Raw genomic sequence first — 23,728 nt, 5'->3', positions numbered from 1 at the left:
GAGGGAGCACTTGCCAGAAATCCTTGAAAATAAAAAAAGACGCCCCATCATACGTGTGGCGCGTCTTCTTTCACATCAAGATCCTGGCTTTTGATGGTCATCAAATCATTCTTCAAGTAGCAGTCTCCCATCAAGAGTCTCATCGCCTGCGAACGAATCGATTTTTCGATTAAGTTGCGGACGTAGCGGCCGTTGCTGAACTTGGCCGGGCTGACCGTGCTTTTGACGGCCATCAAATGGTCTTTCAGCTTCCATTCGGCTTCAGGGCTGAACTGGTATTCCCTTTCCGCCATCATCCGTTTCGCAATATCCATCAGCTGGCTAACGGAGTAGTCGGGAAAATCGATGCTGATCGGAAATCTGGACTGCAGGCCGGGATTTAACGAAAGAAAATGATCCATTTCCCGTGAATAGCCGGCGAGGATTAAAATAAATTCATTGCGCTTATCCTCCATATGTTTGACTAATGTATCGATTGCCTCCTTGCCGAAGTCTTTTTCTCCGCCTCTGGCAAGGGAATAGGCTTCATCGATGAACAGGATTCCGCCCATCGCTTTTTTGATTAAATCCCTCGTTTTTTGCGCCGTATGGCCGATGTACTCACCGACGAGATCGGCGCGCTCCGCCTCGATCAGATGGCCTTTTGAGAGAACATTCATTTCGTAAAAAAGCCTGCCGATCAGCCTGGCGACGGTCGTTTTTCCGGTTCCCGGATTTCCTTTGAACATCATGTGAAGCGCCTGTTTTCCGGCCTTAAGGCCTTGTTCTTCGCGCTTTTTATTGACGAAAATCCAGGCGTAGATTTCTTTGATATTGCGCTTCATTTCCTCCATTCCGACCAGCGTGTTCATTTCCCTTTCAATTTCCTTCAGAATGCTGTGCTTGGCTTCATTTTTTTGCAGTGCCGCCTGATATTCGGCTTCAGCCTCTGAATTGGCCAAAACCTGCTTTTGACCGTTCAGTATGATATTGATTTGTCCGTTGTTTTTATAAGTAACAGCCCTTTCCAACACACTCACCTCACCATTCTCTCTTTATATCCTATTCATGGCGCGCTTAAGCCGTGACAGACGCCCACATGACTGCACAATCCGATGCTTTTTGACAAGAACGGGTCAGGTCTTGTTGAAACCTGCGCTTTCCCGAGAAATACTTTATTTCTTATTGTATTCAGGTAAGCTGTGCGGACAAACCAATTTTTTATTTCTGTTTGCCTTTTCGGTAATTGCTTAACGGGGGTGACATGGTAAATCAGAAGAAAATGATGATTGATGAGGTCCTTAGGGGAATGGAACAGTCAGTCTGAAGATGTGCTGCGGCCGCTGCTCAGCTCTCCCCTGTTTCACAGCGGGATCTTCACAAAATCTGTGCTTTTTGATTTGAATAAAAAGAAATTCACTTTTGTTTTCTCAAATAATCATTGGTTTGTTTCATTAGCACGAACAGCTTTTTAAATTTGCTTTCATCGTGTATTGTTTTCCAACAGGCTGACCTTTGTCTGAATCTGCGTCTTATTCTTGATTTTCAATTCGTGCACGATCTCTTTCATAGGCATGCTTGCTAATCTCATTTTTACAGCCTTCTGTTTTCTACGGATAACCCACTCTTGATCCCATAGAAAAAACACCCCCAAGCCTATCCGATTTCAAACTTGAAGGTGTTTTTTATTTGTCTTATCTTATGGGGCAGTTCCCTCGTTTGTTTAACAATAATGACATGTTTCGTTTTTGAACGCATAGTGCTAATATGCGGTTTTCTCCCTGTGTTATATTTGTGGCTCCTTATCTTATGTACGTGACATTCGTTTTTCTGTCTAGATAAGTATAGACGCTCCCTTTATTCCTTCTACACTGACATAACACAGAAAGGGAAAATTGAATTTCTTATCTTTTATTAGATTTAAAACCTTTTGACACCATGTTTTTTCCTCTTTGGCCAGTCTGAATTTGCGATCAATCAAGATATAACGGCCAAAGTTTTTTGACATGCTTTCTGCTTCCTTGCTTTTTTCCAGCTCCGCCATTTTTTTTAATTGGGTATCCATTGTTTTTTCTAAATTTCCGATTCGATCCTGAATCAATTTTAGAGAATCTTCCTCTTCCAACAACCAAATCGAATATACTTTAATCAGAAATTCGTCCCTATTTATGGGATCTGAAGGAGATACGGCGATCCAACCTTCCAACGCTTCTTTCCCTTTTTCTGTAATTGAATATATTTTTTTATCAGGTTTCCCTATTTGTTCTACATGCTCATATTCAAGAAGTTCCTCTTGCTCCATTTTATTTAGCATAGGATATATTTGACTATGTTTTGCTGGCCACACTGCCTCCAGGTACTGAACTAACTCATATCCGGAACAAGGTTTTCTGCCGAGAACACTCAGAATGGCATATCCTAAAGTAGTTATATCATTCACCTCAATCTTTAAATGGCGGTTACTTTATACTATTTTTAAATCCAAAGGTTAAATAAACCCTCATTAATACCCAAGTTATACATGTAGTATACACCAAAAACAGCACTTATTACACCTGTCGTCATCCCTAGTGTTCCACTGATTGCTCCCCGCTTCTTACTCAGCACAAAAGGAATTCCAATGATTGTTGTAAAAAAAAGCATACCAATAACTGTTCCTGCACCGAATATAAGAATATATAGGGCTGCTTCCTCCACATTCTTTACAGTACTCATCGTTAATAAGACCATAGCTCCACTTCCTGCAAGACCATGAACTAAACCGATGAATGTCGATCTTAAGTATGTGACCTTTTTATGGCGGTGCTTATGGTCACCGCCGCTTTGATGGGAGTGGAGATGTTGATGCGTATGTACATGGTTATTCTTGAAAGAAAGAATCGTTTTAACCCCTAAATAAACAAGCATAATTCCTACTAAAAATTCTAAGGACATCGACCACTCTTCTGATATTTGACCCTTCATTACAATAACAATGATTCCAACTATAAATAATGTTGCCGTATGACCTATCCCCCAAAATATGCCTGCTAAAGAAGCTTGCCATAACTTTTTACTTTGACTTGCAATTGTCGATACCGCAATAACATGGTCAGGTTCAATTGCATGCTTGATTCCAAAAATTAAAGCCAACATTAAAACTGAAAATAATGTACCTTCCATAAAAATGCAGCTCCTTTTTATCTTGAATGTGTTGCTGTTTTTTTAACCGTTAATATTTTCTTAAAAAACTCGGGGTTTTGTTAAACCATTCTTGGTTGAGGATATAATGAATTTCGGAAAATAGACTTTCGATGACCTGTGTTTGATTTGCTAATACCCGTACGGAAAACCCGGGGATAGGCAATAAAGATAAGCCTATTTTGTATGCTTTTGTCTGAGTATCAACGGCCTGATATAACCGATCAAGAAGGTCGTGATCTACCTTTTCGTTGATCACAATCATGGAACCTAAATGAGAATAGCCTTCCATTAAACCGAGACGATCGATATTTTGTTTAGCCGGGCATAGTTTGATATGGTCATAGACTGCCAGCTCATTTTCCAAATAGATTTCATTAATGAATTGAAGCATATCATAGGTGAATTTTTCTCCGCTGGGAGACCATCCAGGAGTCACAATATCTGAATAAAGGAGTGTACATCCTTTTTCAATATACACCACATTTTTTTGTTTATACCGTGCATCTTGATAGCCGATAAGCGGATCGGGAATGTACTCCAGATAACTGCCTTCCCTCAGGTTAAATTCGGTTTCCTGATATGCATGTGTATGAGGTGTCTTATATATTTTAGTTGCCGATTGGGTTGTTAATGTTAATCTTGCTTGTTTCTCCAGTGAAATCTTCATTTGATAGCGATCACCGTCTAGATAACCGCCGCCAGGATTTAAAATGTAATAACAGGCTTGTCCTGATTCATCATGATAAATAGGACGCATGACTTTATACGCCCCCTGAAAATACACATTTTTCGCAATGGTCTTTCCATTTTTTTCTTCAGCGCCCAAACGCAAAACGCCTGTCCAGTCCCCCATCTTACTCCAGTCCTTTTAACAGTGCATTTTTCTTAATCCAGTCAATGACTTGATCAAGACCTTCATTCGTTTTTAAATTTGTAAAAGCGAATGGCTTGTCTCCGCGGAAAACCTTCGTATCAGATGCCATAACATCCAGGTTTGCACCAACGAAAGGCGCCAAATCTGTTTTATTGATGATAAATAAATCGGATTTAATCATTCCTTGCCCGCCTTTACGCGGTATTTTCTCCCCTTGGGCAACATCAATAATATAGATTGAAAAGTCAACAAGTTCAGGGCTGAAGGTAGCTGCCAGATTATCCCCGCCGCTTTCAACGAAAATGAGTTCAACGTCTGGATTCTTCTTGACCAGCTCATCAATGGCCGCAAAGTTCATTGAAGCGTCTTCGCGAATTGCCGTATGAGGGCAGCCGCCTGTTTCCACACCTATAATGCGATCTGCGGGAAGCACCCCGTTGTTCATTAAAAACTTGGCATCTTCTTTTGTATAAATGTCGTTTGTCACAACTGCCATACTCATTTCAGCTTGTAAATGTCGGGTTAATTTTTCGACTAACATTGTTTTCCCTGCTCCTACAGGTCCTCCTACACCGATCTTAACTGGATTCATAACGAACACTTCCTTTTTTTATTAAGACATGAAAATACGAATATTTACACGTTCGTGCATCATCTGAGATAATTCTAAACTGGGGGAAACAATCCCAAATTCCTCTTCATTTAAATTTTCAATTTTTTCTGTTGCTTCGATTAAGACAGTCTGAAATTCTTGAATTGTCTTTTGACCTGCCACTTGCCCCAGAGGGACAGCCCGTACCGCATTTTGCACAAGATTTGAAACTGCAGAATACAAATAGTACAAAGTAGTCGTTGATGAAGGGACACCAAGATGATGACCTACAATCGTAAATACAATGGAAGGATGTCCAAACGATTGCTTTTGATCTATACGCTCCCGATATGTTAAAAGAATTGGTATATCATATAGGGATTCAATAAGATTTAACATCCGTTCACCCATCCTTTGGGTTCCTTCTCTTGTTTCACGCGGCAAATTTTGAACAGTCAACATACGATCTAATTTCCATACTGTTTGTAAATCTTCCTTCTCTAACGCTTCATATACAAGGCGAGAAGCAATCCCATCTGAATAGATGAGCTGCTCGTTTACATACGTATGAAGCCATTGTACGAACGTTGCCTGATCATGGACTTTATCTTCTTGGATATAGGTCTCAAGACCATACGAATGACTGAAAGCCCCTATAGGAAAATTTGAATCGCATAGTTGGAGTAAAGATAGAATATTATTCATGGCTATGGCCGATATGGCGAAAGGCCTGTTTTACTTTTCGGTCTTCACGTTTATAAGGAATCTGCAGGTCTTGAAGTAATTCTTCTACAAGATAATCATATTGAACAAGCATTTCGTCCTCTTCAAACTGCGCCGGCAGGTGGCGGTTTCCTAATTGATGAGCGATTGTTCCCATTTCATTCAAGGTGCGCGGTTTGATGACTAATAAATCATCGGATAGTACATCGATAACGATCATATTTTTATCATTCATATACAAAACATCACCAGCGACAAGGTCACGCGGTTCTTTTAAACGTATTCCAATTTCATTGCCATGATCTGTTTTCACCCGTTGGATTCGTTTTACTAAATTAGCACTTTCGAGGTACACTTTTTCAATATGGCGTTTTTCAATTTCCTCCTTTTCCATGTTTTCAATATTTGTTACGATTTGTTCAATTATCATGACTCTCACCTCAGAATAGGAAATATCGTTGACCCATTGGCACCTCATCAACAGGGTCACATGTAATGAATTGGCCATTTACTTTTACTTCATATGTTTGTGGATCGACCGTTATTTCAGGAGTTTCGCAATTCAGCTTCATATCTTTTTTCGTTAAATTGCGAATGCCCCGAACCGGAAGAATGATTTTTTGCAATCCAAGCTTCTCATGCACTTTGTCATCGAAAGCTGCCTGAGAAATAAACGTAATGGAAGTGCTGGACAGCGCGCTGCCATATTGTCCATACATCGGACGGTAAATAACCGGCTGCGGTGTCGGGATAGAGGCGTTAGCATCTCCCATTAAGCTCTCTGCAACAAAGCCGCTTTTCATCACCATTTCAGGCTTCACGCCGAAAAATGCTGGATTCCAAACAACGAGATCGGCCATTTTCCCTATCTCGATAGAACCGACATATTCGGAAATACCATGAGTAATGGCAGGATTAATGGTATATTTGGCAATATAACGTTTCACGCGGTTGTTGTCCGAAAACTCATTGTCGCCCACGATTGTTCCTCTTTGTTTTTTCATCTTATCGGCTACTTGCCATGTACGTAAAATGACTTCTCCAATCCGTCCCATCGCTTGGGCATCCGAACTAGTCATACTGAATACACCCATATCCTGGAGAATATCCTCAGCTGCAATCGTTTCACGTCTGATACGTGAGTCAGCAAACGCCAAATCTTCTGGAATAGATGGATTCAAATGGTGACAGACCATTAACATATCTAAGTGCTCGTCTACTGTATTGACTGTATAAGGTAATGTCGGGTTCGTAGATGATGGCAGAACATTGTTAAAGCTGGCCGATTTAATTAAATCAGGGGCATGTCCTCCCCCTGCACCCTCTGTATGGTACATGTGAATGACGCGATTTTTAATAGCTGCCATTGTATTTTCCATAAATCCGCCTTCATTTAATGTATCCGCATGAAGGGCAACCTGTACATCATATTTGTCAGCCACACTTAGGGCATGGTCGATAGCTGAAGCTGTAGCGCCCCAGTCCTCATGAACTTTCAGTCCAATGGCACCAGCGCGTATTTGCTCTACAAGCGGTTCTTCTGAAGCAGCTTGCCCTTTTCCTGTAAACCCGACATTAATCGGCATGCCTTCTGCCGCTTCAAGCATTCGGTGCATATGCCACTCACCCGGTGTAACTGTAGTAGCCTTTGATCCTGCAGCAGGTCCTGTTCCTCCTCCAATTAGAGTGGTAAGACCTGAAGCTATTGCTGTTCTGATTTGCTCCGGATTAATAAAATGGACGTGAGTGTCAATTCCACCTGGAGTGACGATCATACCTTCAGCAGCAATAATTTCTGTACCGGCGCCAATCACAATATCCACATTGTCCATGATTAGCGGATTACCCGCTTTTCCGATTCCAGCAATTTTGCCATCACGAATTCCAATGTCTGCTTTATAAATACCAGTGTAATCTAAGATAACAGCATTCGTCATGACAACATCTGCTATTCCCTCCCCACGTGTAGCTAGAGGGTGTTGTCCCATTCCATCACGAATAACTTTACCGCCGCCGAATACAACTTCATCGCCATATGTTGTGTAGTCTTTCTCAATTTGAATGAGCAAATCTGTATCTGCCAGACGAATAGAATCCCCTGTCGTCGGGCCGTACATTTCAGCGTATTGCTTTCTTGGCATCTTGAAACTCATGATTGGTTCCCCTCTTTTTCTAATGGTCCGTCCACTTTATTATTAAATCCATATACCCGACGTTCGCCGGCGTAAGGCACTAATTCCACTTCTTTTTCATCACCGGGCTCAAAACGCACAGCTGCTCCTGCCGGAATGTTGAGTCGCTTCCCAAACGCTTCTTCTCGTTTGAATTGAAGCGCTTCATTCACTTCATAAAAATGAAAATGTGAACCTACTTGAACTGGGCGGTCACCTGTATTCGTTACAGTCAATTTAGACGCCGTTCTTCCGACATTACAAATGATATCTTTTTCTTTCAAAAATAGTTGTCCCGGTTGCATTTGAACAGCCCCCTATCCATTTTATTTAATCGGACTATGTACTGTTACAAGCTTTGTGCCGTCTGGAAATGTAGCTTCTACCTGGATATCTTCAATCATTTCCGGAATACCTTCCATTACATCTTCCCTCGACAAAATGGTTGTTCCATATTCCATCAGCTCCGCAACTGTTTTTCCATCCCGTGCTCCCTCCAACACTTCATACGTTATAAGCGCTACTGCTTCCGGGTGGTTCAATTTCAATCCTCGTTCTTTACGTCGCTTCGCAAGATCTGCAGCAACAACAATCATAAGTTTGTCTACCTCACGCGGTAATAGTTGCATCATGAAACCTCCCTTTTTCGGCAAAAAAAGTCTGTTAAATCAAAATGAACAAACGGGGATTATTCTCTCCTTTTTTCTTATAGGGGGAGCCAATTCATGAACATTCCGACCTGACAGCGCCTAAAAATCAAGTGTTTCCTGCCTGTTGTGCAAAGAGACAACTGCCAAAAAACCATGCTGGAAACCATTGGATTTACCTTCACAAATACAGGATAAGATTGGCCACCTGTTATTCAAACTGAAAATATACTTGATTCCCCGCTTCCATTTGAAATGAGTATATCATTTCTTACATATATGTCAATTTATATATTTAAAAATTTACATATGATATACTGTAGATATTTAAGTTGAAAAGAAGGAGATGATACATGATGCAAAAAAACAAGCATCATTTATTAAGCGAGGGGGTGTTTTTCCCTTTAATAACAGCTTCTCTCAAAGGCATCTCTCAAGTCATCCTGATTGAGAATGTAATGACCGGCTTTCTAATTCTGATAGCCATCACTGTTTCTTCTTATTATTTAGGCATAATTGCTCTGTTGTCCGCTATTATCGGCACCTTAGCAGGGAAATTGGGGGCGGCAGATGAAAAGAATATAAATCAGGGTTTGTTAGGATATAATTCTGTGTTAACTGGAATGGCATTGGCATCATTCTTAACTGGCCCTTACATGTGGCTTATCGCTTTAATTGGGGCAGCCGCAGCAGCCATCTTCACAGCCGCCATGATGCATTTTACGAAAAGAACCGAAGTTCCAATTCTTACATTCCCCTTTGTTATCCTGACATGGTTTATATTATTAGCTTCATACAAATTAAAAGGGATTAGATTAAGTTCTGCCCTGGTACCTCAGGATTTAACACACTGGGAACTAAAGACAGCAGGTGAAGTCAATTTAATAGACGGGGTCTTTCATGGAATTGGACAAGTATTTTTTCTTAGTAACACAGTATCTGGGATTTTAGTATTCCTCGCCGTATGTTGGGCAGGAAGAAAACTAGGACTATATACAGTTATCGGAAATGCAGTTGCTATCATCATTGCATTCCTTTTAGGAGGGGAGCATTCTCTCATCACATTGGGTCTTTACGGGTATAACGCAATTTTAACTATTCTGGCCGTATCTTCTGTTTTTAAAAGTGAACATAACCGGTTTGCATTTTTATCAGGGATCATTTCAGCTTGTCTGACAGTGCCTATCACAGCAGGCCTCAGCACGTATCTTTTGCCATATGGACTCCCTGCCCTAACAATGCCGTTTGTTCTTTGCTCCTGGCTGTTTCTGGGTGCAAGAAAGGTTCTGCCAAACTTGTAGCATTGCCAATTGATAATGTAAGATCAATCAATTTTTTCTGCAATTAACTTAGCGACGAAAATGAATCATTTGTATATAGACAGAATCAAAGAATCGCGACAAGAAGTTACGCAAAAAGTTCTGGAAGAAATCAAGATGTTTCACTATAGTAAGAGTTTAGGGATAAATTATTGTTCATGAATATGTATCTTTCATACAAAAAGTTGACAATCTCCCTTTATCACTATAGGGAAGCAGAGAAATGCCTGAACCCAGTGGGCACTTCACAAAAGTCTGGGCTTTTTTAATTGTTGCATAAAAAGAAATTCATATTTTATTTTCGTGATTCTGTTACAGCACTGATTGGAGTAATGATAAATCCATATTAACGCATTGAATATTCTGAGGATCGCTGAAATGTAGATGTATGAGTTACCTCGTAACCTGCTGCAGTTTAGTTTGGCAATGGTGGAAATAAACCATCGAGAGGAGCTTAAATGAAAGAAAATAAAGTGAGAAATTGGCTGATCTACGTTTCGTATGATTGAGTAAAGCAAGGACCTTCTATTATGAATATTGGGAATTGACTGTAATCACAGTATACTTTTCGTCACAAGCGGGCTTTCCTGCTTCTAGTCAATATTCTGAAAAACTGTAGTTTATTACAATAGATGCAAAAAAAGACCAGCCATAAACTCATGGAGTGTTTCACGAACTGGTCTCTTCTAAAGGTTCTTATATATTTTCATATAACAGTCTCAGATTCAAATTGCTATCCTGTCAGCAACATGATATGTTCTATTTGTTGATTGATCGTAGGAAGTGCCCACTAAACCAACTGCACCCAATAGCAGAATAGAGCACATTAGCTTTCATGTACTTTCCTACTCCTTTGTATTTGCCTTCTTGCCCACTACTCTGCTGGTAAAACTCAAGTGAATCATGTAGCATTTCTTTTCCATATTTTATTCACCTTTAATTTTTACTTATTTATCTCGAATAACAAAAGATAGCTGTATTTTAGTCTGGACAAATTTCTAGTAGATCAAAAAACAATGCACTCTCCACTGTAACTTGTGATCCAAAAAACGCGACATCTTTTTTAAAATCCAGCCCGCATACAACTTCATTCATCTCCGAATAGGATAATTCAATGAACTCTTTCTTTGAAAAATATTCTTTCACACAATCTTCAAATTCTTGTTGTTTAGTATTATAAGGTTGAGTATCAAAACCCTCAAGAGTTGGGACAGTTCTATTCGCATCTCTGTTTTCAACTTGAAATTCGTGCTGAAGATAAAATAAAGGAGCAAGCTTAGATAGCATTAAAGTGGTACTATAAGTAACTTCAAATTCTCCTTTTATGTAGTCTTCATACTCAAATATTAATTTTGACGACGGCCATATTTCACCAAAATTCACATTGGTGATTATCATATTATTATTGTCGGAAAATTTTTTTATTATTTCTGGTATTAAAAACTGCTCGCGGCATTTAGTAAGATAATCTGATTCGTTATTGTTTCTGTAGTATTTTTCTATAGTTTCGCTAACTAGATCATTCATTCTAATTTTCACTTCCTTATTTCATTTTTAAATCATGACGTCCCGATTTGTCAGCTGGTTTAGTTTCGTTTAAGTTAAAGTCCACTTCTCCTTGATGTTTTCCTCTTTTATTAACAACTTCAAATCTACCATGTTGGGTATCTACTGCATAGTATGTGCCTGTTTTCGAATCCAAATACACATCTCTTTTATTAATTTTAGTTAATTTCGAATCCTTTTTCCAATTTCTTTGCTTAGCAAAATCAGCAGCAGTCGTTCTAACCAATGGAATTTTTTCATTTAAATTCATTTTAGCTATCTTTTTTTCAAAGGAAGCTACATCAAAACCTGCTTTTCCGCTTTTAGCACCATCCTCAACAATTTTTGCAGTCTTAGCAGTTTTTGAAGACATACCCATTGCCTTACTTGCAAGCTTGAAGGTGCCTGATGTAAGCACACTTATTCCAGCAAGTGTTCTTTCGTAATCAGAGAGGCGCTCATGAGTAACTAGGTCTTCTCCAATAACAAACTCCGCCCCACCTTTTATATTAGAAACCACTGGGGTTAAATCAAGTAAAATTGATAAACCAAGAGCTCCCTCATTTAAAGTCTTCTCATTCTTCTTTAAATTTTGGCTAGCATTATCAACTTTGTTTTGGGCTCTTTTTAACTGTTCTTTTTGCTTTTTTATTTTCTCTGCTTGCTTCTTTGTAATCTTTTTATTTTTAACTTTATTTGATTTTTTATCATAATTACCAAAAGCTCTATTGGTTTTTTTAATAGCTTTATTAAGTTTGTCAGTTGACTTATTTAATTGCTCCATACCCTTATTGGCCTGGTTAATACCCCTAATCATTTGGTTCGCATTGGCGGTTGCATCGTTAACCTCTTTTGTCATTTCATTCGTTGTTTCTATCATGACATCTAAGGCTTTATTACATTCATCCATTGCTTTGTTAACTTCATTCATCGAATGAATAACATTGTCCATTTCTTTATTCATTCCATCTACAGCAGCATTCATTTGATCTAAGCCTTTGATCATTTGGTTCTCGGCTTCTATCATTTGCTCCATTATTTCATTCACGCCATCGAGTATTTCTATTGTTTGTTTATAAATCCATAATGCTTTGTTTATAGCGGGAATAACTTTAGTCTCTATCTCTTTTATTATTTCTTTTTCTTTTTTCTTAATTTTTTTATGTAATGCCTTAAGTTTAATATCTACTAGAGCAGCTAGCCTTTTTAACTTTTTCTTTAAAAGGGCTTTTTTTGCTTATCAAGTGAATCGTATTCTTTTTTTAATAATTTCAAGATCTCTATTTCTTTTTGAATTTTTTTCAATTGAGACTCATTTAGACTACTTCCTGACGCTGCAAATGCTCTTTCTGGCATTGTAAAAGTTGTTGAAATGGTCGTGAATAAAAATGTGATTACAAATAAAACACTAAGTATCTTCTTCAAAAATGCTCTCTCCTTAGTAAAATATGTTTCAAAAATACAATACTATCCTCCTTTAAAAAAATTCACCAGGAAATTATACAGGTATATAAATTGATATTAAAGGAAAAATTTATCTTTCACTTGAATTGTATAAAAAAGTTCTTTCTCCCCCTTACTTCTAAATAAAAAAGACCCATCTGACGAAGAAATTAACTGATCTACATTTCATATTTAATTCTTTGTTCAAATAGAGATTAATCTGCATAGCAAGGACTTTTTCAGAGAAATCTAGGGTTACTGTGTCTTATTCCACCGAATCCCCCTACTCACTCTCATTTGCTGATAGGCAACCTCTATCTAAGACTAATCATCAATTAAGAATACTGTTTAAGTAAACTTAATTGATCTTATAATAGGATGTAACCTCCCTTGAAAAAAACATACTGAGTACCACTATACACATGTAGAACCCAACCAAAAATAGATCAGCCTATTTTGACTGATCTATTATCAACGTATTTTATTTTTAAATTTCTCTTACATTGTCAAAAATAAGTTTCGCTTAATTAAGTTGCCATTCTCTCGGCCACTTTAATGTTATTGTTTTGTGTTTGAAGATAAGAAGTCCCAACTATCCCTGCAACACTTAACAATAAAACTGCACAAATCAACAATTTAGATTTCATTTAACAGCTCACCTCTTTGAATTTGTCTCCTAGCTGCAATGGCTTTACGGTAGTATTCACCTGCTTCCTCATATTTCTCTCTACTTGAAAGCAGTTCTGCCACCAATATACTGTACCACTCCATATCGGGGTACATTTTTGTTTTTTCGAAGAACTGGAATGTTTCTTTAACCATGTCTAAATCATTTGACAGGTACAGCCCTTTAACCATTTTAAATTTTTCGATAATTTCATTGTTTTCATATTGTTTTGCCAGTTCGTTCCCTTCTTTGTACAATTGAGAAGCTGCAACTAAGTCATTTTGTCTGGCTTTAACAAGTGATAAATTAAACAACGCCTTTGGTTCATAGCTATGTTTTCCACGTCTATAAAATTCAAGAGCTTGTTGGAAATGTTTCTCCGCCTCACCAAGTTCTTCAAGTTGATTATAACATATCCCCACGTTGAAGTGCGATGAGCCAATTAAATAATCAACATTCAATTCTTTAGATTCCTTTAATGCCTGAAATGCGTTTTTTAATGCTTCTTCGCTTCTCATGTTGTCTAGCCAGTTCCCTGCAATTACAAATTGACAATGGACTCGTTGAACGCCATATGTAGGGTATCTACGGAATATTTTATAAGCACGACTTGCATAATTCATTGAAAGATAAGTCTGCTTCATATGATAATGAATTTCAGCCATTTTAAAATAAAAATCAGCTTTTTCAATTTCGACCCCTTCAATTGAATCAAGAGCTTTTTCTGCAAGTCTATAAAAATTCAAAGAGTATGACAGCTCTTTTTGTCTAAAATAATACATCCCCATAAAGTAATGATAGTAATATTCCAGCATTCCGTTTAAATTTTTGCTGCCCACATTCTCTTTTAATTCTTTGTAATGCTTTTCTATGTCTCTATCAGTATCAGGATAAAGATAATCAAGCATTAGCTCATGACGGAACACCAATAGCGAGTAATACACCAGTGCATCTTGGTTTTCTTCCATTCGCTCTAACTCCTGCTTAACTTCTTCCTTTACCCTTTCAGCAATAGCTGACCAATTATTTTTCAAAGCTGTATACCATTGATTCATTTTCGTTGCAACTAGATCATACGGTATCACACTTTCATTAGACAAGTTACAAACCCCTTCCCTCTTCAATCTTTCCAATAATTAAGAATTATAGCATAAAGAAGGAATGTAACGGAAAAGATTTGTTAGAAAATTTTCATAATACAATGAATGAAAAATGAGGGAGAAGCCTATCCTATAGACCCTTTTCATATGAAGTTTTAATGAAGTTTTAATGAAGTTTTAATGCAGCTTTCCAATACCTTGTACCCCCCTCTTTAATCCCCCCTTCTTTAGTTTTAATATAGTATGGATACTCCACAAACATGTCATCACATATGACCACTTCTTGAATTTTTGTGTTTTTCTTCCTTAGATAGTCATTCAATTGTTTTCTTGTTGAAAAGAGCTTCTTTAGCTTATCCTCGTAATATTCAACAAGTTTTTTGTCTTTATCTTCAGCTTTCTTCAACTTTGTCTGTATTACATGGATACATAGATCAATAATGATCTTTTCATGTATTGCATTCTCAAGTTCCCTAGAAATAACAGGCTTCATATTCTCAACACCTTAAAATCAAACGTACGTTCCCTATTTATTATACATCATTAAATCAGTTCCTAAACAAAAAAGCCCTCATTCAGAAGGACTTTCATTATTGTTATTGTCTTTTTCTTTTCTAATAACATAGCGACCTCGGTATGTCTTTTCAACTTCAGGATGATACTTCAATAATCCTTGCATAAATGTCGTCATATTACGAATCGACATCCCTGTTTCTTTTTCAATTTCTTTTTGAAGCTCATATCCCCGTATTTCACCTTTGTGATCCCTTAAAACCTTTAATGCTGTCTCACGAAGTCTATGTGTTTTCGTCCCAGGCTTAGGTTTTCTTCTAGGGTTTGAGGATGATACAACTAGCGGATTTGTTTTCTCTGGTTTGTTTTTCTCAAAGGACTTTGCCGTTTCATTGGCTAATTCTAAATAAGGATTTTTTGTGGATCATGTCTGAATCGGTTACTTCGTCTAGATTGTTTTGATTATCTAATTCGCGCAGCTTAGAATAAATTTCATTGCGCTCTTCCCGAAGTTGACGCAGCAAATTAATCTCAGCATCATTAACTTGCTCAAGCCTTAAACGTAATGCTTCCCTTTCAGTAAACATAACCCCATCTTCTAAAAAACATTATTTTATTATAGTTTATAGGGCTTTTATATAATTTTTTCCATATAAAAAATCCCAGAAAAACCTCACCCTTAATAAGGATGAGGCTAATCTGATTACTCTTCATCTTCTTCCCAGTTCTCTTTCATTCGTTTAAGCTTATCATAAAAATATTCAATAAAACTGCCGGCTACAACATTTTCATATCCATTTTCTCGATCCCATATAAATACTGGACATTCTCCATTTTCCATCTTGTTTGTATCTAAACAATAAGCAAAGAAGTCAATATCTTCTATGACCACTAAGCCTTCTGTTAAGTTGTAATCTTCTCTGTACTCTACAGTTTTGTTAACAACTGTAACGGAGTCAATATTATATCCTAAAATTAAAACGCCAAACATACCACCCGCACCATAATTTCTTAAAAACCATTTATAACTCTCTGGCAATTCAACTTGAAGTGTTTCTTCGATCCACTTTATATTATTTTCATTTGTACCACCAGTAAATATTGCCTCATGTTTATTCTCTTCAATAAATTCTCTAACTTTTGAGAGATTCATAAAATTATTCACCTCATCTGTTTCTCAATTTCTTCGGCTCTCCACTTCCAATAGCGACCTCGAAAAGAGTTATATTGAGCTTTCAATTCAGGGTCATTTCTGAAACTTTCTCCTTTTCCTTTTAGTCCATGGATTACTTTATAATATTTTCTGTGCAAACTATTTGGAATCTCTATCATTGTTCCTTTTTCTTCTTGAATTAAATGATGAAGGTTGATTTGAGTACCATCCTTTGCATAAGGAGCACTCCCCTTTTTCATGAGTTCAAGATTTGTAACACCAAACTCATTTTTTTGATTTATATCAATATCATTCCATGTATAAACTCTTCGACCAACATCCTTAGTTTTTCCTTTAACCTTTACATGCCCCTTAACTTCTGTAACTCCATATCTTTCTTTGTTCAACCAAGGAAGATTTATGTTTTTTCCTGTAAACGGTTTTCTGCTTAGATCAGAAACTTTCTTTGCAAACTGAATAAACTTTTCTTTTATCTTCTCACCATTGAGTACATTATATGGAACTTTCCCTATGCCCGCAAATTCAACTTGCGGCTCAAAAGGGTTGTGTATTTGAATCCCTTTTATTTTTGAAGCGACTCTTTGCATCGATTGTTTGAAAGACGCTACGCTTTTTTCTAAAGCTTCCTTTGAAACCTTCATCGTTTTGCTTGTGGCTTTCTTTGTAACTGCCTTTACTTTAGCTCCAGCTTTTCCGATTTTTCCGGCTTTCGAGACTTTGCTTAATTTGTCTGCACCTTTTGAGCCTACTAGCGATGTTCCCACCGTTGTAAGGGCATAGCCGAACCAATGGCTTCTGCTGTAGGCATCACCATGGATCACATCCCGCTCGAAGGATTCTTCAATATCCTTTTTTATGATGTTAAAGGTATCTACGGGGTGGATGATCACATGGCCGATGCCCTCCAGTGTTTCCTTCGGGTGGGTTGCAGCGTCCCACAACCCAATGCCCGCATCGACTAGATTATCTTTTACTCCCCCAAGAAATCCAATTGGATCAAAGAACTCATCACGCTTCATCTTCTGCAGTGCCTGAACATATTGTTTCTGCTCTGAGTCTAGATTGTCATACCCAATCTCTTTGGCCATTTCAAGATATTCATCAGGATCAGATACTTTGGCAAGCTTTTCTTTTAACTCTTCAATCCTGCGTTTTTCAGCTTCTTCTTTTTTAATTGTAAGGTATTCCTCTGTTTTCTTATGTATTTCATCTTTATACTTGAATACTTTTGTGTCGTAATATGCTTTTGCATTGAAGTTGATCGGTTGTGCGTTTACCACTTAACGGAAAAGAAGTGGAATAGAAAAAAGTGTCGATGTAATTTTCTCTGCAACACTTTTGTTTGTTCAAGCTATTTCTGGAGCTTTTGGATATGAGCATTTAGTGCTGGAATAACTGAAAAGTTCAATGCAATGCTAGAATTGTTGGTTGTATTGGGTATTGTTGTCGATCCAACAACTAAAGGCATCTCTGACAGACAGCGATCAAGCAATGGAATATGATGAGGCAAGAGGGTAAACTTACTCTCCACAAATTTATAGAGATAAGAAAGAGACCGAACTTTATCATACGGCCTCTTTCATGTTTGTTTCTTTAGTTTGTCTTTATGGTCTTTTAGAACATAATTTAACTTCGCTTTTTTGTTATTAACATTCCCAAAACACATCCCACAATAGCCGATGCAACATTGAGTATAAGCTTAGTACCTAGCGATATATTATTGAAAAAATATTCAATAAACACAGTCATTATTAATACAGCAATCCCCGCAAAAACTACTGATAAAAATAACCTAATATTAATCTTCCTTTCTAATATATTATTGTCTATAGACTTTCATGTTGTCGATCGGCTTCCAACTATGGCATATAAATAACCAAAGGAACCCCTTTTACATATTCATTTCTTAATTTATTTATATACAAATCATAATATAATAACCTAAATATACATATCCTTCGATTGACCACCTTTAGTTCCTTTTGGAGCGGTGTCAATTATACTACTTTTTCATTTATCAAATATTTAAGGATGATTTTTATCTGAAAACCATTATTACATACTCCCCGTACCCATCAAACGTTACAGAAGTACAAATTAACACCGGAGAAGATAAATTGAATATAATCATTCGTCATATTAATCTTCAGTGGTGTCCTTTCATTAGTCGGCATGACAAATGAAAATCCATGAAACAGTTAATGCAATTCACTCATAAAAAAATAGGCTATCCCTCGCAGGAGGTAGCCTATCCTTTATTGCTTCTTCAAAATGTTTATTTAGTCCTTAAAAGGACTGTTTAATCAAGTCTTTAATTGAAACACGCATCAGAAGACAGCTTTTTCAGCGACTTGAACATGCTCACCTTGTTGAATTTCTATTTTCCCAGTAGACACTCCGAATGCAACCAAACCAGCTAAAATGACTGTAGAAGCAATGGCAATTGTCTTTTTCATTTTAATTCCTCCGTCACTTTTAGAATTTGATCCCTTGCGTGAATACACTTTTCAAGATATTTTGCTGCATTCTTGATATCATCGGATTTTTTGAAGTAGCATCCCACCTCAAGTGTTAATTCTGCTACATCGTTCCACAAATCCAACTTTTCTAAAATGTCAAGGGAATTCGTTAACACACTTTCATTGTACTCATCGTATAAGGTGTTAACAAGTGTAAGTTTCGCCAAATATTCCTTATCTCCTTCTTTTTCTGCACGTTTTAATCCTTTGTCATACCATTCCCTTGCTTCTTCGATATGTCCCGATTTATACAAGACATGAGTTAGATTATAGATTGATTTAAGTCCATTTATGCTTTGGATATATTCTTGAATTTGTAAAGCATTTTTAAAACAGTCTTCCGCTTCGGATAACATGTTTCTTCTTATATAAAGAATCCCTAGATTATGATATGCCTTTCCTTCTGACTCAGGAATCTGTATGGTCTTTGCAAATTCCAAAGCATTGTTATAATGTTCATAAGCGGACTCATAACGGAATAGATCAAGTTTATTTGCACCCAAAATCATTTCACTGCTAATTGACCGATGTGCATAATCTTCAAATTCCCTAAAAATATCTAGAGCTTTTTCAGCGTAAGCCAATGAAAAGAAATATTGATCGATGTGATAATATGATATAGCTAGATGATAATAAAACTCTGCTTTTTCAATTTCATCTTCAATTTTTATAAGTTTGTCTTCAGCTAATTTGTAATAATTAATTGCCTCTATGTATTTCTTTTTGAAAAACATGTATTGACCTGAGAAAAATAAAAAATAATATTGCAGCATATCGTCTGTTTTCTGCATTTCTGGACTTTTCTGAATTCTCTCAAGAATTTCCCCTGATGACTTAAACATGTCTACTGACATCCTGTGACGTGCATCTAAGAGGTTATAATAAAGGAGCAAATTTTGATTCTCCTCCATATCATCCAATATGTAATCAATTTCATCTTTCAATTGAATGGCATCTTCAACTTCACGTTTTTTAATCATCGTATACCATTGGTTAATCTTATTGGCTACTTCTTCAAATGCAATTTTAATCGTTGTCAAAACCCCTCTCATCCTTTCTCTAAAATAACAAATTAAGTTTTATAACCACCTGTATTATCGCAAAATTCGGAAGATTTCCAAATCGTTTTGTTAGATTTGTTTGAACATTAAACTCAAATTTTTAATGTTTCTTCTTTTTCTCGGATCATATCCAATCTCTGAGCTTTCCCGAGCTTTGTAAACAATAGGATAGCAATACCTGCAATGATCTCAATCACTCCTCCGGCAGCGATTACTTTTCCTGAACCGAAGACTGCTGCTGCATAACCGCCGACTATAGCTCCCAATGGAATCATGACATAAGAAATCATACTTATTACTGAATAAACCTGTGGTTGATCCTCATCATCAACAGATATTTGAATGATCGTATGCTCCGGGACATTGATTGCGCTTATTGTGGCTCCTAAAGCCAAAGCAGCTAAAAATACTAATGGCAGTAATGGATTCATTCCTGTGATAAAAAATGCAACCCCTTCGATTATTCCAGCAGTCACAAACAGGAGTCCATATCGATTTACCTTTACTTTTGCTAAAATATATCCTAATAAAAAAGCTCCTCCTGCTGTGGTCACTTTTAATAAGGAATGAATGATAGGATCTCCCCCAAGCTCTTCAGCAATATAAACCGCAGAAAGCGCCTCCCATGGAGCAGACGCCAAATTAGAAAAAACACAATAGACTGCTAATGGAAATAAAATATGATGACTTCGAACAAGAGTGAAACCTCTTTTTAATTTTTTGAAGTATGCGCCTTTTTGTTTTGTACTCTCACTTTCGTGTTCAGCCTCTCTCTCTATTTTGTATTTGATAAATAGAATTAAACTGGCTGAAAGTATATACAATGGAAGGGTTATTAACATTGCTTGCGCCGCCCCAATAGCAACAATAGTAACGCCACATACAGTGACTCCAACAAGTCTCACAATATGTTCCGATGACTGCATTACCGCGTTTGCTTTTTGAATGAGATTTGCCTTAACAATTTTCGGAATCAACGAAACACTTGCAGGGTTATAAGATGCTCCTGTGGCTGAATGAATCAGCATGAGTAATAAGATAAACCACAGTGGTGAAAAACCGCTGAAATAACAAATTGGAATCGCAAGCATGAGCATCGCTCTGGTTAAGTCCGCAAAGAACATCCAAAATTTCAAAGTGTTTCTCTTCATTAATGGAGTAATGATTGGCCCCAATAAAGCTTGCGGAAGAAAAGATACTGCCAGCAATAGAGCGGTGCCAATTGCCCCTTTTCCTTCAAAAATCAAAAACCACAGAATTGTATTTACTGCAAAGCAATCCGCTGTTATCTTCACCAGTTTTGAGCAAAAAAGAAAAGTGAAGTTTCTTTGCCATACCGTATCACTATTCATTTTTTAAGATCCCCCTTACCAAAAATCCCTCAATCTTACAAACCGTTTATTCCTTAAGGATATCCTATTTTTGGATTATGTCAATGTCGATCTGGAATCATTAAGGTAAATTTTATTTTCCCATTATACATACACTATTTATAACTTGGCTAAACAAAAAAGCCCTTTAATTAAAGGACTTTTCTTGAAGGGCATATTGACCTCTATATGGTTTTTGACTTCTGGATATGGATGAGGTTGTTATAATTATTCTTCATCTTCCCAATTTTTCTTTAGACTCCTCAAACTCTTCCATAAAAAACTCAAGAAATTATCAGCTAAGAGTTCGTCCATAATCATCTTGGTTATCCCAGGGTATTACAGAGCATCCTCCGTCTACTAACTTATTTGTATCAAGACAATAGGAGACAATTATTTGGTATAAGGTGACATATTATCTATTTTCATTCCTAATCATTTAATAAGTCTTCATCAAGTTCAATCGAAATAACCCCATCATTTTTATTCTTTTTTGGTGTATCTTTAACAAATAGACTTTGAATAAAATCACTAAAAGTATTGGCAACTAAGAAAAGGTCTTGTTGTCTGTCTCTAAGTTCATGATCCCAAAAATATATTTTTCCTTTTTTCTCCCCTTTCACTCCTATACAAATTTGATCTCCTCCTTCAGCATCAGCGATAGGAAGAACCCATTCAGGCATCTGATCAAAATAAATATCTCTAACGTTCCTAATATCGTATCTGTTATCTTCTAGCCCATAAAAAAAACCCAAAGGTAAGACACCTTCATCAGAAAGTGGAGTGTCTCCTAATACCGGAAAGACTAGATTATCTTCCATGATCATGCACTCCCCATATTTTAAGAGGAATTCTTTATAATCATCTGATAAATTAATACTCAAGGATTTTTCTATTTCCTCTATTTCTTTTTCATCATGCGCTTTTTGAACATAAGACTTAATTTTAAACTGGCTCATTTTTTGCTCAATACTTTTAAAGTTCATTTTAATAACCTCCTCTTAAATCGGATGCAGAACCAATGTGTGGAATATTACCATGGAGATCGGTAGGTACAAGTTGAATTGTAACATCATCTAAATGATGAGGTGTTAATCCTTTCTCCTTTAACCAATCTTTTGCTTCTGCCTTAGTACGGAATCCTTTAACCTCCATAATCTTTTCGTATACCTTTGAAAAGTCTTCTCGTCCTCCATTTAATTCACCTTTTTCAAATGTTATTTTCCCTCGAGAAAATGGAGTAAAATCAGGCCGCCCATCTTTAAAAACAACAGGCTCTCCTTTTGTTACCGCAATAACTTCTGGTTTATCAGAATACCATTTTCCGTTACCTGGTGTTCCTTCCCATCGCCCGTGATTTCGTGGCAGCCTTGTTCTAGGGTTTATTGATTTAATAAACTGAATAAACTTTTCTTTTATCTTCTCACCATTGAGTACATTATATGGAACTTTCCCTATGCCCGCAAATTCAACTTGCGGCTCAAAAGGGTTGTGTATTTGAATCCCTTTTATTTTTGAAGCGACCCTTTTCATCGATTGTTTGAAAGACGCTACGCTTTTTTCTAAAGCTTCCTTTGAAACCTTCATCGTTTTGCTTGTGGCTTTCTTTGTAACTGACTTTACTTTAGCTCCAGCTTTTCCGATTTTCCCGGCTTTCGAGACTTTGCTTAATTTGTCTACACCTTTTGAGCCTACTATCGATGTTCCCACCGTTGTAAGGGCATATCCGAACCAATGGCTTCTGCTGTAGGCATCACCATTGATCACATCCCGCTCGAAGGATTCTTCAATATCCTTTTTTATGATGTTAAAGGTATCTACGGGGTGAATGATCACATGGCCGATGCCCTCCAGTGTTTCCTTCGGGTGGGTTGCAGCGTCCCACAACCCAATGCCCGCATCGACTAGATTATCTTTTACTCCCCCAAGAAATCCAATTGGATCAAAGAACTCATCACGCTTCATCTTCTGCAGTGCCTGAACATATTGTTTCTGCTCTGAGTCTAGATTGTCATACCCAATCTCTTTGGCCATTTCAAGATATTCATCAGGATCAGATACTTTGGCAAGCTTTTCTTTTAACTCTTCAATCCTGCGTTTTTCAGCTTCTTCTTTTTTAATTGTAAGGTATTCCTCTGTTTTCTTATGTATTTCATCTTTATACTTGAATACTTTTGTGTCGTAATATGCTTTTGCATTGAAGTTGATCGGTTGTGCGTTTTTTCCTTTTCCTGTAGCGTCTAGTAAAGCTTTGATTCTTTTATAGATGTAGTCTTGATTCAATTCCGATTTCTCATATTCGTTTTTTAATTTCCAATCGGTTTCATGAATTTTGTCAACTGTGTTGTCTTTAATTACTTTTGAATTAGAGATATGTTCTTTAAAGTCGAATGTTGAAAAGACTCCTAACGGAACGATGTCTTTTATGTCTTCTAAGATAGCTTTAATCGCTTGCTTTTGTTCGGCAACCATTTCATTTGATTTTCTATAAGCAATCTCTAATTCGTTTTCCAGAAAGGAAGTGTCAACGAATGTGTTGCCCGCCAGATCTGCTTCTTCTAACGCTCCGGCAATGCTGTCCAGAAAAGCGATTTGCATGTCAAACATACCAAGCCATTCATCAACATTTCTGGCATGTTCTTTATAAAAGGACTTGATATTGTCAGCGCCTCTTCCCTGAAACTCATCGCCTAAGTCAGCCATCCCCATAAAAGCCCTTTGCAGATTGACAAACTGTTCTCTGGCTTTCTTGTATTCATGTGATCGTGCTTCCATGGCGGATTTTAGTGATTTTGCTTCATATACTTTCATGAATCCAAACCCTTCCTAAGTCATGGTCAATAGAAAG

Annotated in this window: 25 protein-coding genes and 1 pseudogene; 2 read left to right on the top strand and 24 right to left on the bottom strand. The window is 37.2% G+C overall.

Annotated features, from left to right (window positions below):
• Positions 1-47: 47 nt before the first annotated feature.
• The 10 genes from spoVK to M654_RS11950 form a co-directional block, all read right to left on the bottom strand.
• A complete protein-coding gene (gene spoVK, locus M654_RS12000) occupies positions 48-1,013 on the bottom strand; it encodes a stage V sporulation protein K (protein ID WP_035428089.1) in 966 nt (321 codons plus the stop codon).
• Between the two features lie 800 nt (positions 1,014-1,813).
• On the bottom strand, positions 1,814-2,419 hold the full coding sequence (locus M654_RS11990) for a PadR family transcriptional regulator (RefSeq protein ID WP_077736779.1): 606 nt from the start codon (positions 2,417-2,419) through the stop codon (positions 1,814-1,816).
• A gap of 35 nt (positions 2,420-2,454) precedes the next feature.
• Positions 2,455-3,141: an urease accessory protein UreH domain-containing protein gene (locus M654_RS11985; protein WP_026587133.1), complete on the bottom strand. Its 687-nt coding sequence runs from the start codon at positions 3,139-3,141 to the stop codon at positions 2,455-2,457.
• Positions 3,142-3,190: 49 nt separating this feature from the next.
• The gene (locus M654_RS11980) at positions 3,191-4,015 is read right to left on the bottom strand and encodes an urease accessory protein UreD (protein WP_026587132.1); all 825 of its coding nucleotides are present in this window, start codon (positions 4,013-4,015) and stop codon (positions 3,191-3,193) included.
• 1 nt (position 4,016) lies between these two features.
• Positions 4,017-4,628 (bottom strand): urease accessory protein UreG, encoded by a 612-nt coding sequence (gene ureG / locus M654_RS11975; protein WP_026587131.1) that lies wholly within the window; start codon positions 4,626-4,628, stop codon positions 4,017-4,019.
• A 21-nt stretch (positions 4,629-4,649) separates the two neighbouring features.
• Positions 4,650-5,333 carry an urease accessory protein UreF gene (locus tag M654_RS11970; RefSeq protein ID WP_026587130.1) on the bottom strand — a complete coding sequence of 228 codons (684 nt, stop codon included), beginning with the start codon at positions 5,331-5,333 and terminating at the stop codon, positions 4,650-4,652.
• Positions 5,326-5,781: an urease accessory protein UreE gene (ureE, locus tag M654_RS11965; protein WP_026587129.1), complete on the bottom strand. Its 456-nt coding sequence runs from the start codon at positions 5,779-5,781 to the stop codon at positions 5,326-5,328. Before ureE ends, M654_RS11970 begins: the two co-directional genes overlap by 8 nt.
• Before the next feature lie 10 nt (positions 5,782-5,791).
• Positions 5,792-7,504, bottom strand: coding sequence for an urease subunit alpha (gene ureC, locus M654_RS11960; protein WP_026587128.1), 1,713 nt, complete (start codon positions 7,502-7,504; stop codon positions 5,792-5,794).
• Positions 7,501-7,827, bottom strand: coding sequence for an urease subunit beta (ureB, locus tag M654_RS11955; protein ID WP_026587127.1), 327 nt, complete (start codon positions 7,825-7,827; stop codon positions 7,501-7,503). Before ureB ends, ureC begins: the two co-directional genes overlap by 4 nt.
• A gap of 21 nt (positions 7,828-7,848) precedes the next feature.
• Positions 7,849-8,151 carry an urease subunit gamma gene (locus tag M654_RS11950; RefSeq protein ID WP_026587126.1) on the bottom strand — a complete coding sequence of 101 codons (303 nt, stop codon included), beginning with the start codon at positions 8,149-8,151 and terminating at the stop codon, positions 7,849-7,851.
• A gap of 371 nt (positions 8,152-8,522) precedes the next feature.
• Between M654_RS11950 and M654_RS11945 the strand changes: the two genes are divergently transcribed.
• On the top strand, positions 8,523-9,470 hold the full coding sequence (locus M654_RS11945) for an urea transporter (protein WP_051290369.1): 948 nt from the start codon (positions 8,523-8,525) through the stop codon (positions 9,468-9,470).
• Between the two features lie 999 nt (positions 9,471-10,469).
• Here the strand turns inward: M654_RS11945 and M654_RS11940 are convergent.
• The 9 genes and pseudogenes from M654_RS11940 to M654_RS24375 form a co-directional block, all read right to left on the bottom strand.
• On the bottom strand, positions 10,470-11,015 hold the full coding sequence (locus M654_RS11940) for a hypothetical protein (RefSeq protein WP_026587124.1): 546 nt from the start codon (positions 11,013-11,015) through the stop codon (positions 10,470-10,472).
• A 16-nt stretch (positions 11,016-11,031) separates the two neighbouring features.
• Positions 11,032-12,069, bottom strand: a complete 1,038-nt coding sequence (locus M654_RS11935; protein WP_026587123.1) for a pre-toxin TG domain-containing protein — start codon at positions 12,067-12,069, stop codon at positions 11,032-11,034.
• Between the two features lie 182 nt (positions 12,070-12,251).
• Complete coding sequence (locus M654_RS11930; RefSeq protein WP_026587122.1) at positions 12,252-12,458, bottom strand: hypothetical protein; 207 nt, start codon at positions 12,456-12,458, stop codon at positions 12,252-12,254.
• Between the two features lie 654 nt (positions 12,459-13,112).
• Positions 13,113-14,243, bottom strand: a complete 1,131-nt coding sequence (locus M654_RS11925; protein ID WP_026587121.1) for a response regulator aspartate phosphatase — start codon at positions 14,241-14,243, stop codon at positions 13,113-13,115.
• Between the two features lie 166 nt (positions 14,244-14,409).
• Complete coding sequence (locus M654_RS11920) at positions 14,410-14,736, bottom strand: YhjD family protein (protein WP_026587120.1); 327 nt, start codon at positions 14,734-14,736, stop codon at positions 14,410-14,412.
• A 78-nt stretch (positions 14,737-14,814) separates the two neighbouring features.
• Positions 14,815-14,994, bottom strand: a complete 180-nt coding sequence (locus tag M654_RS24385) for a Rok-like winged helix domain-containing protein (protein WP_442858865.1) — start codon at positions 14,992-14,994, stop codon at positions 14,815-14,817.
• A gap of 151 nt (positions 14,995-15,145) precedes the next feature.
• Positions 15,146-15,343 (bottom strand): hypothetical protein, encoded by a 198-nt coding sequence (locus tag M654_RS24380; protein WP_409445117.1) that lies wholly within the window; start codon positions 15,341-15,343, stop codon positions 15,146-15,148.
• Positions 15,344-15,459: 116 nt separating this feature from the next.
• Entirely contained in the window at positions 15,460-15,909 is a 450-nt protein-coding gene (locus M654_RS11910) for an SMI1/KNR4 family protein (RefSeq protein WP_026587119.1), read from the bottom strand.
• A gap of 8 nt (positions 15,910-15,917) precedes the next feature.
• Positions 15,918-16,511 (bottom strand): annotated as a pseudogene (locus M654_RS24375) (HNH/ENDO VII family nuclease); the annotation flags it as partial.
• An 831-nt stretch (positions 16,512-17,342) separates the two neighbouring features.
• Here M654_RS24375 and M654_RS24370 point away from each other — a divergent pair.
• On the top strand, positions 17,343-17,432 hold the full coding sequence (locus M654_RS24370) for a phage holin (RefSeq protein ID WP_081692837.1): 90 nt from the start codon (positions 17,343-17,345) through the stop codon (positions 17,430-17,432).
• Positions 17,433-18,257: 825 nt separating this feature from the next.
• On the opposite strand, the gene M654_RS24125 is transcribed toward M654_RS24370, so the two are convergent.
• The 5 genes from M654_RS24125 to M654_RS11880 form a co-directional block, all read right to left on the bottom strand.
• Positions 18,258-18,386 (bottom strand): hypothetical protein, encoded by a 129-nt coding sequence (locus M654_RS24125; protein ID WP_268884326.1) that lies wholly within the window; start codon positions 18,384-18,386, stop codon positions 18,258-18,260.
• Positions 18,383-19,489 (bottom strand): response regulator aspartate phosphatase, encoded by a 1,107-nt coding sequence (locus tag M654_RS11895; protein WP_026587118.1) that lies wholly within the window; start codon positions 19,487-19,489, stop codon positions 18,383-18,385. The genes M654_RS24125 and M654_RS11895 overlap by 4 nt, the downstream gene beginning before the upstream one ends.
• Positions 19,490-19,602: 113 nt before the next feature.
• A complete protein-coding gene (locus M654_RS11890; RefSeq protein WP_026587117.1) occupies positions 19,603-20,862 on the bottom strand; it encodes an MFS transporter in 1,260 nt (419 codons plus the stop codon).
• 449 nt (positions 20,863-21,311) lie between these two features.
• The gene (locus M654_RS11885) at positions 21,312-21,866 is read right to left on the bottom strand and encodes an SMI1/KNR4 family protein (protein WP_026587116.1); all 555 of its coding nucleotides are present in this window, start codon (positions 21,864-21,866) and stop codon (positions 21,312-21,314) included.
• Position 21,867: 1 nt separating this feature from the next.
• Positions 21,868-23,691 carry a T7SS effector LXG polymorphic toxin gene (locus M654_RS11880; protein ID WP_026587115.1) on the bottom strand — a complete coding sequence of 608 codons (1,824 nt, stop codon included), beginning with the start codon at positions 23,689-23,691 and terminating at the stop codon, positions 21,868-21,870.
• Positions 23,692-23,728: the final 37 nt, after the last annotated feature.

The organism is Bacillus sp. NSP9.1 (assembly GCF_000465465.2).
In the GTDB taxonomy this organism is placed as follows: Bacteria; Bacillota; Bacilli; order Bacillales; family Bacillaceae; genus Bacillus; species Bacillus sonorensis_A.
Note: the sequence above shows the minus strand (reverse complement) of the source record. Positions and strands in the feature narration are given on the sequence as shown.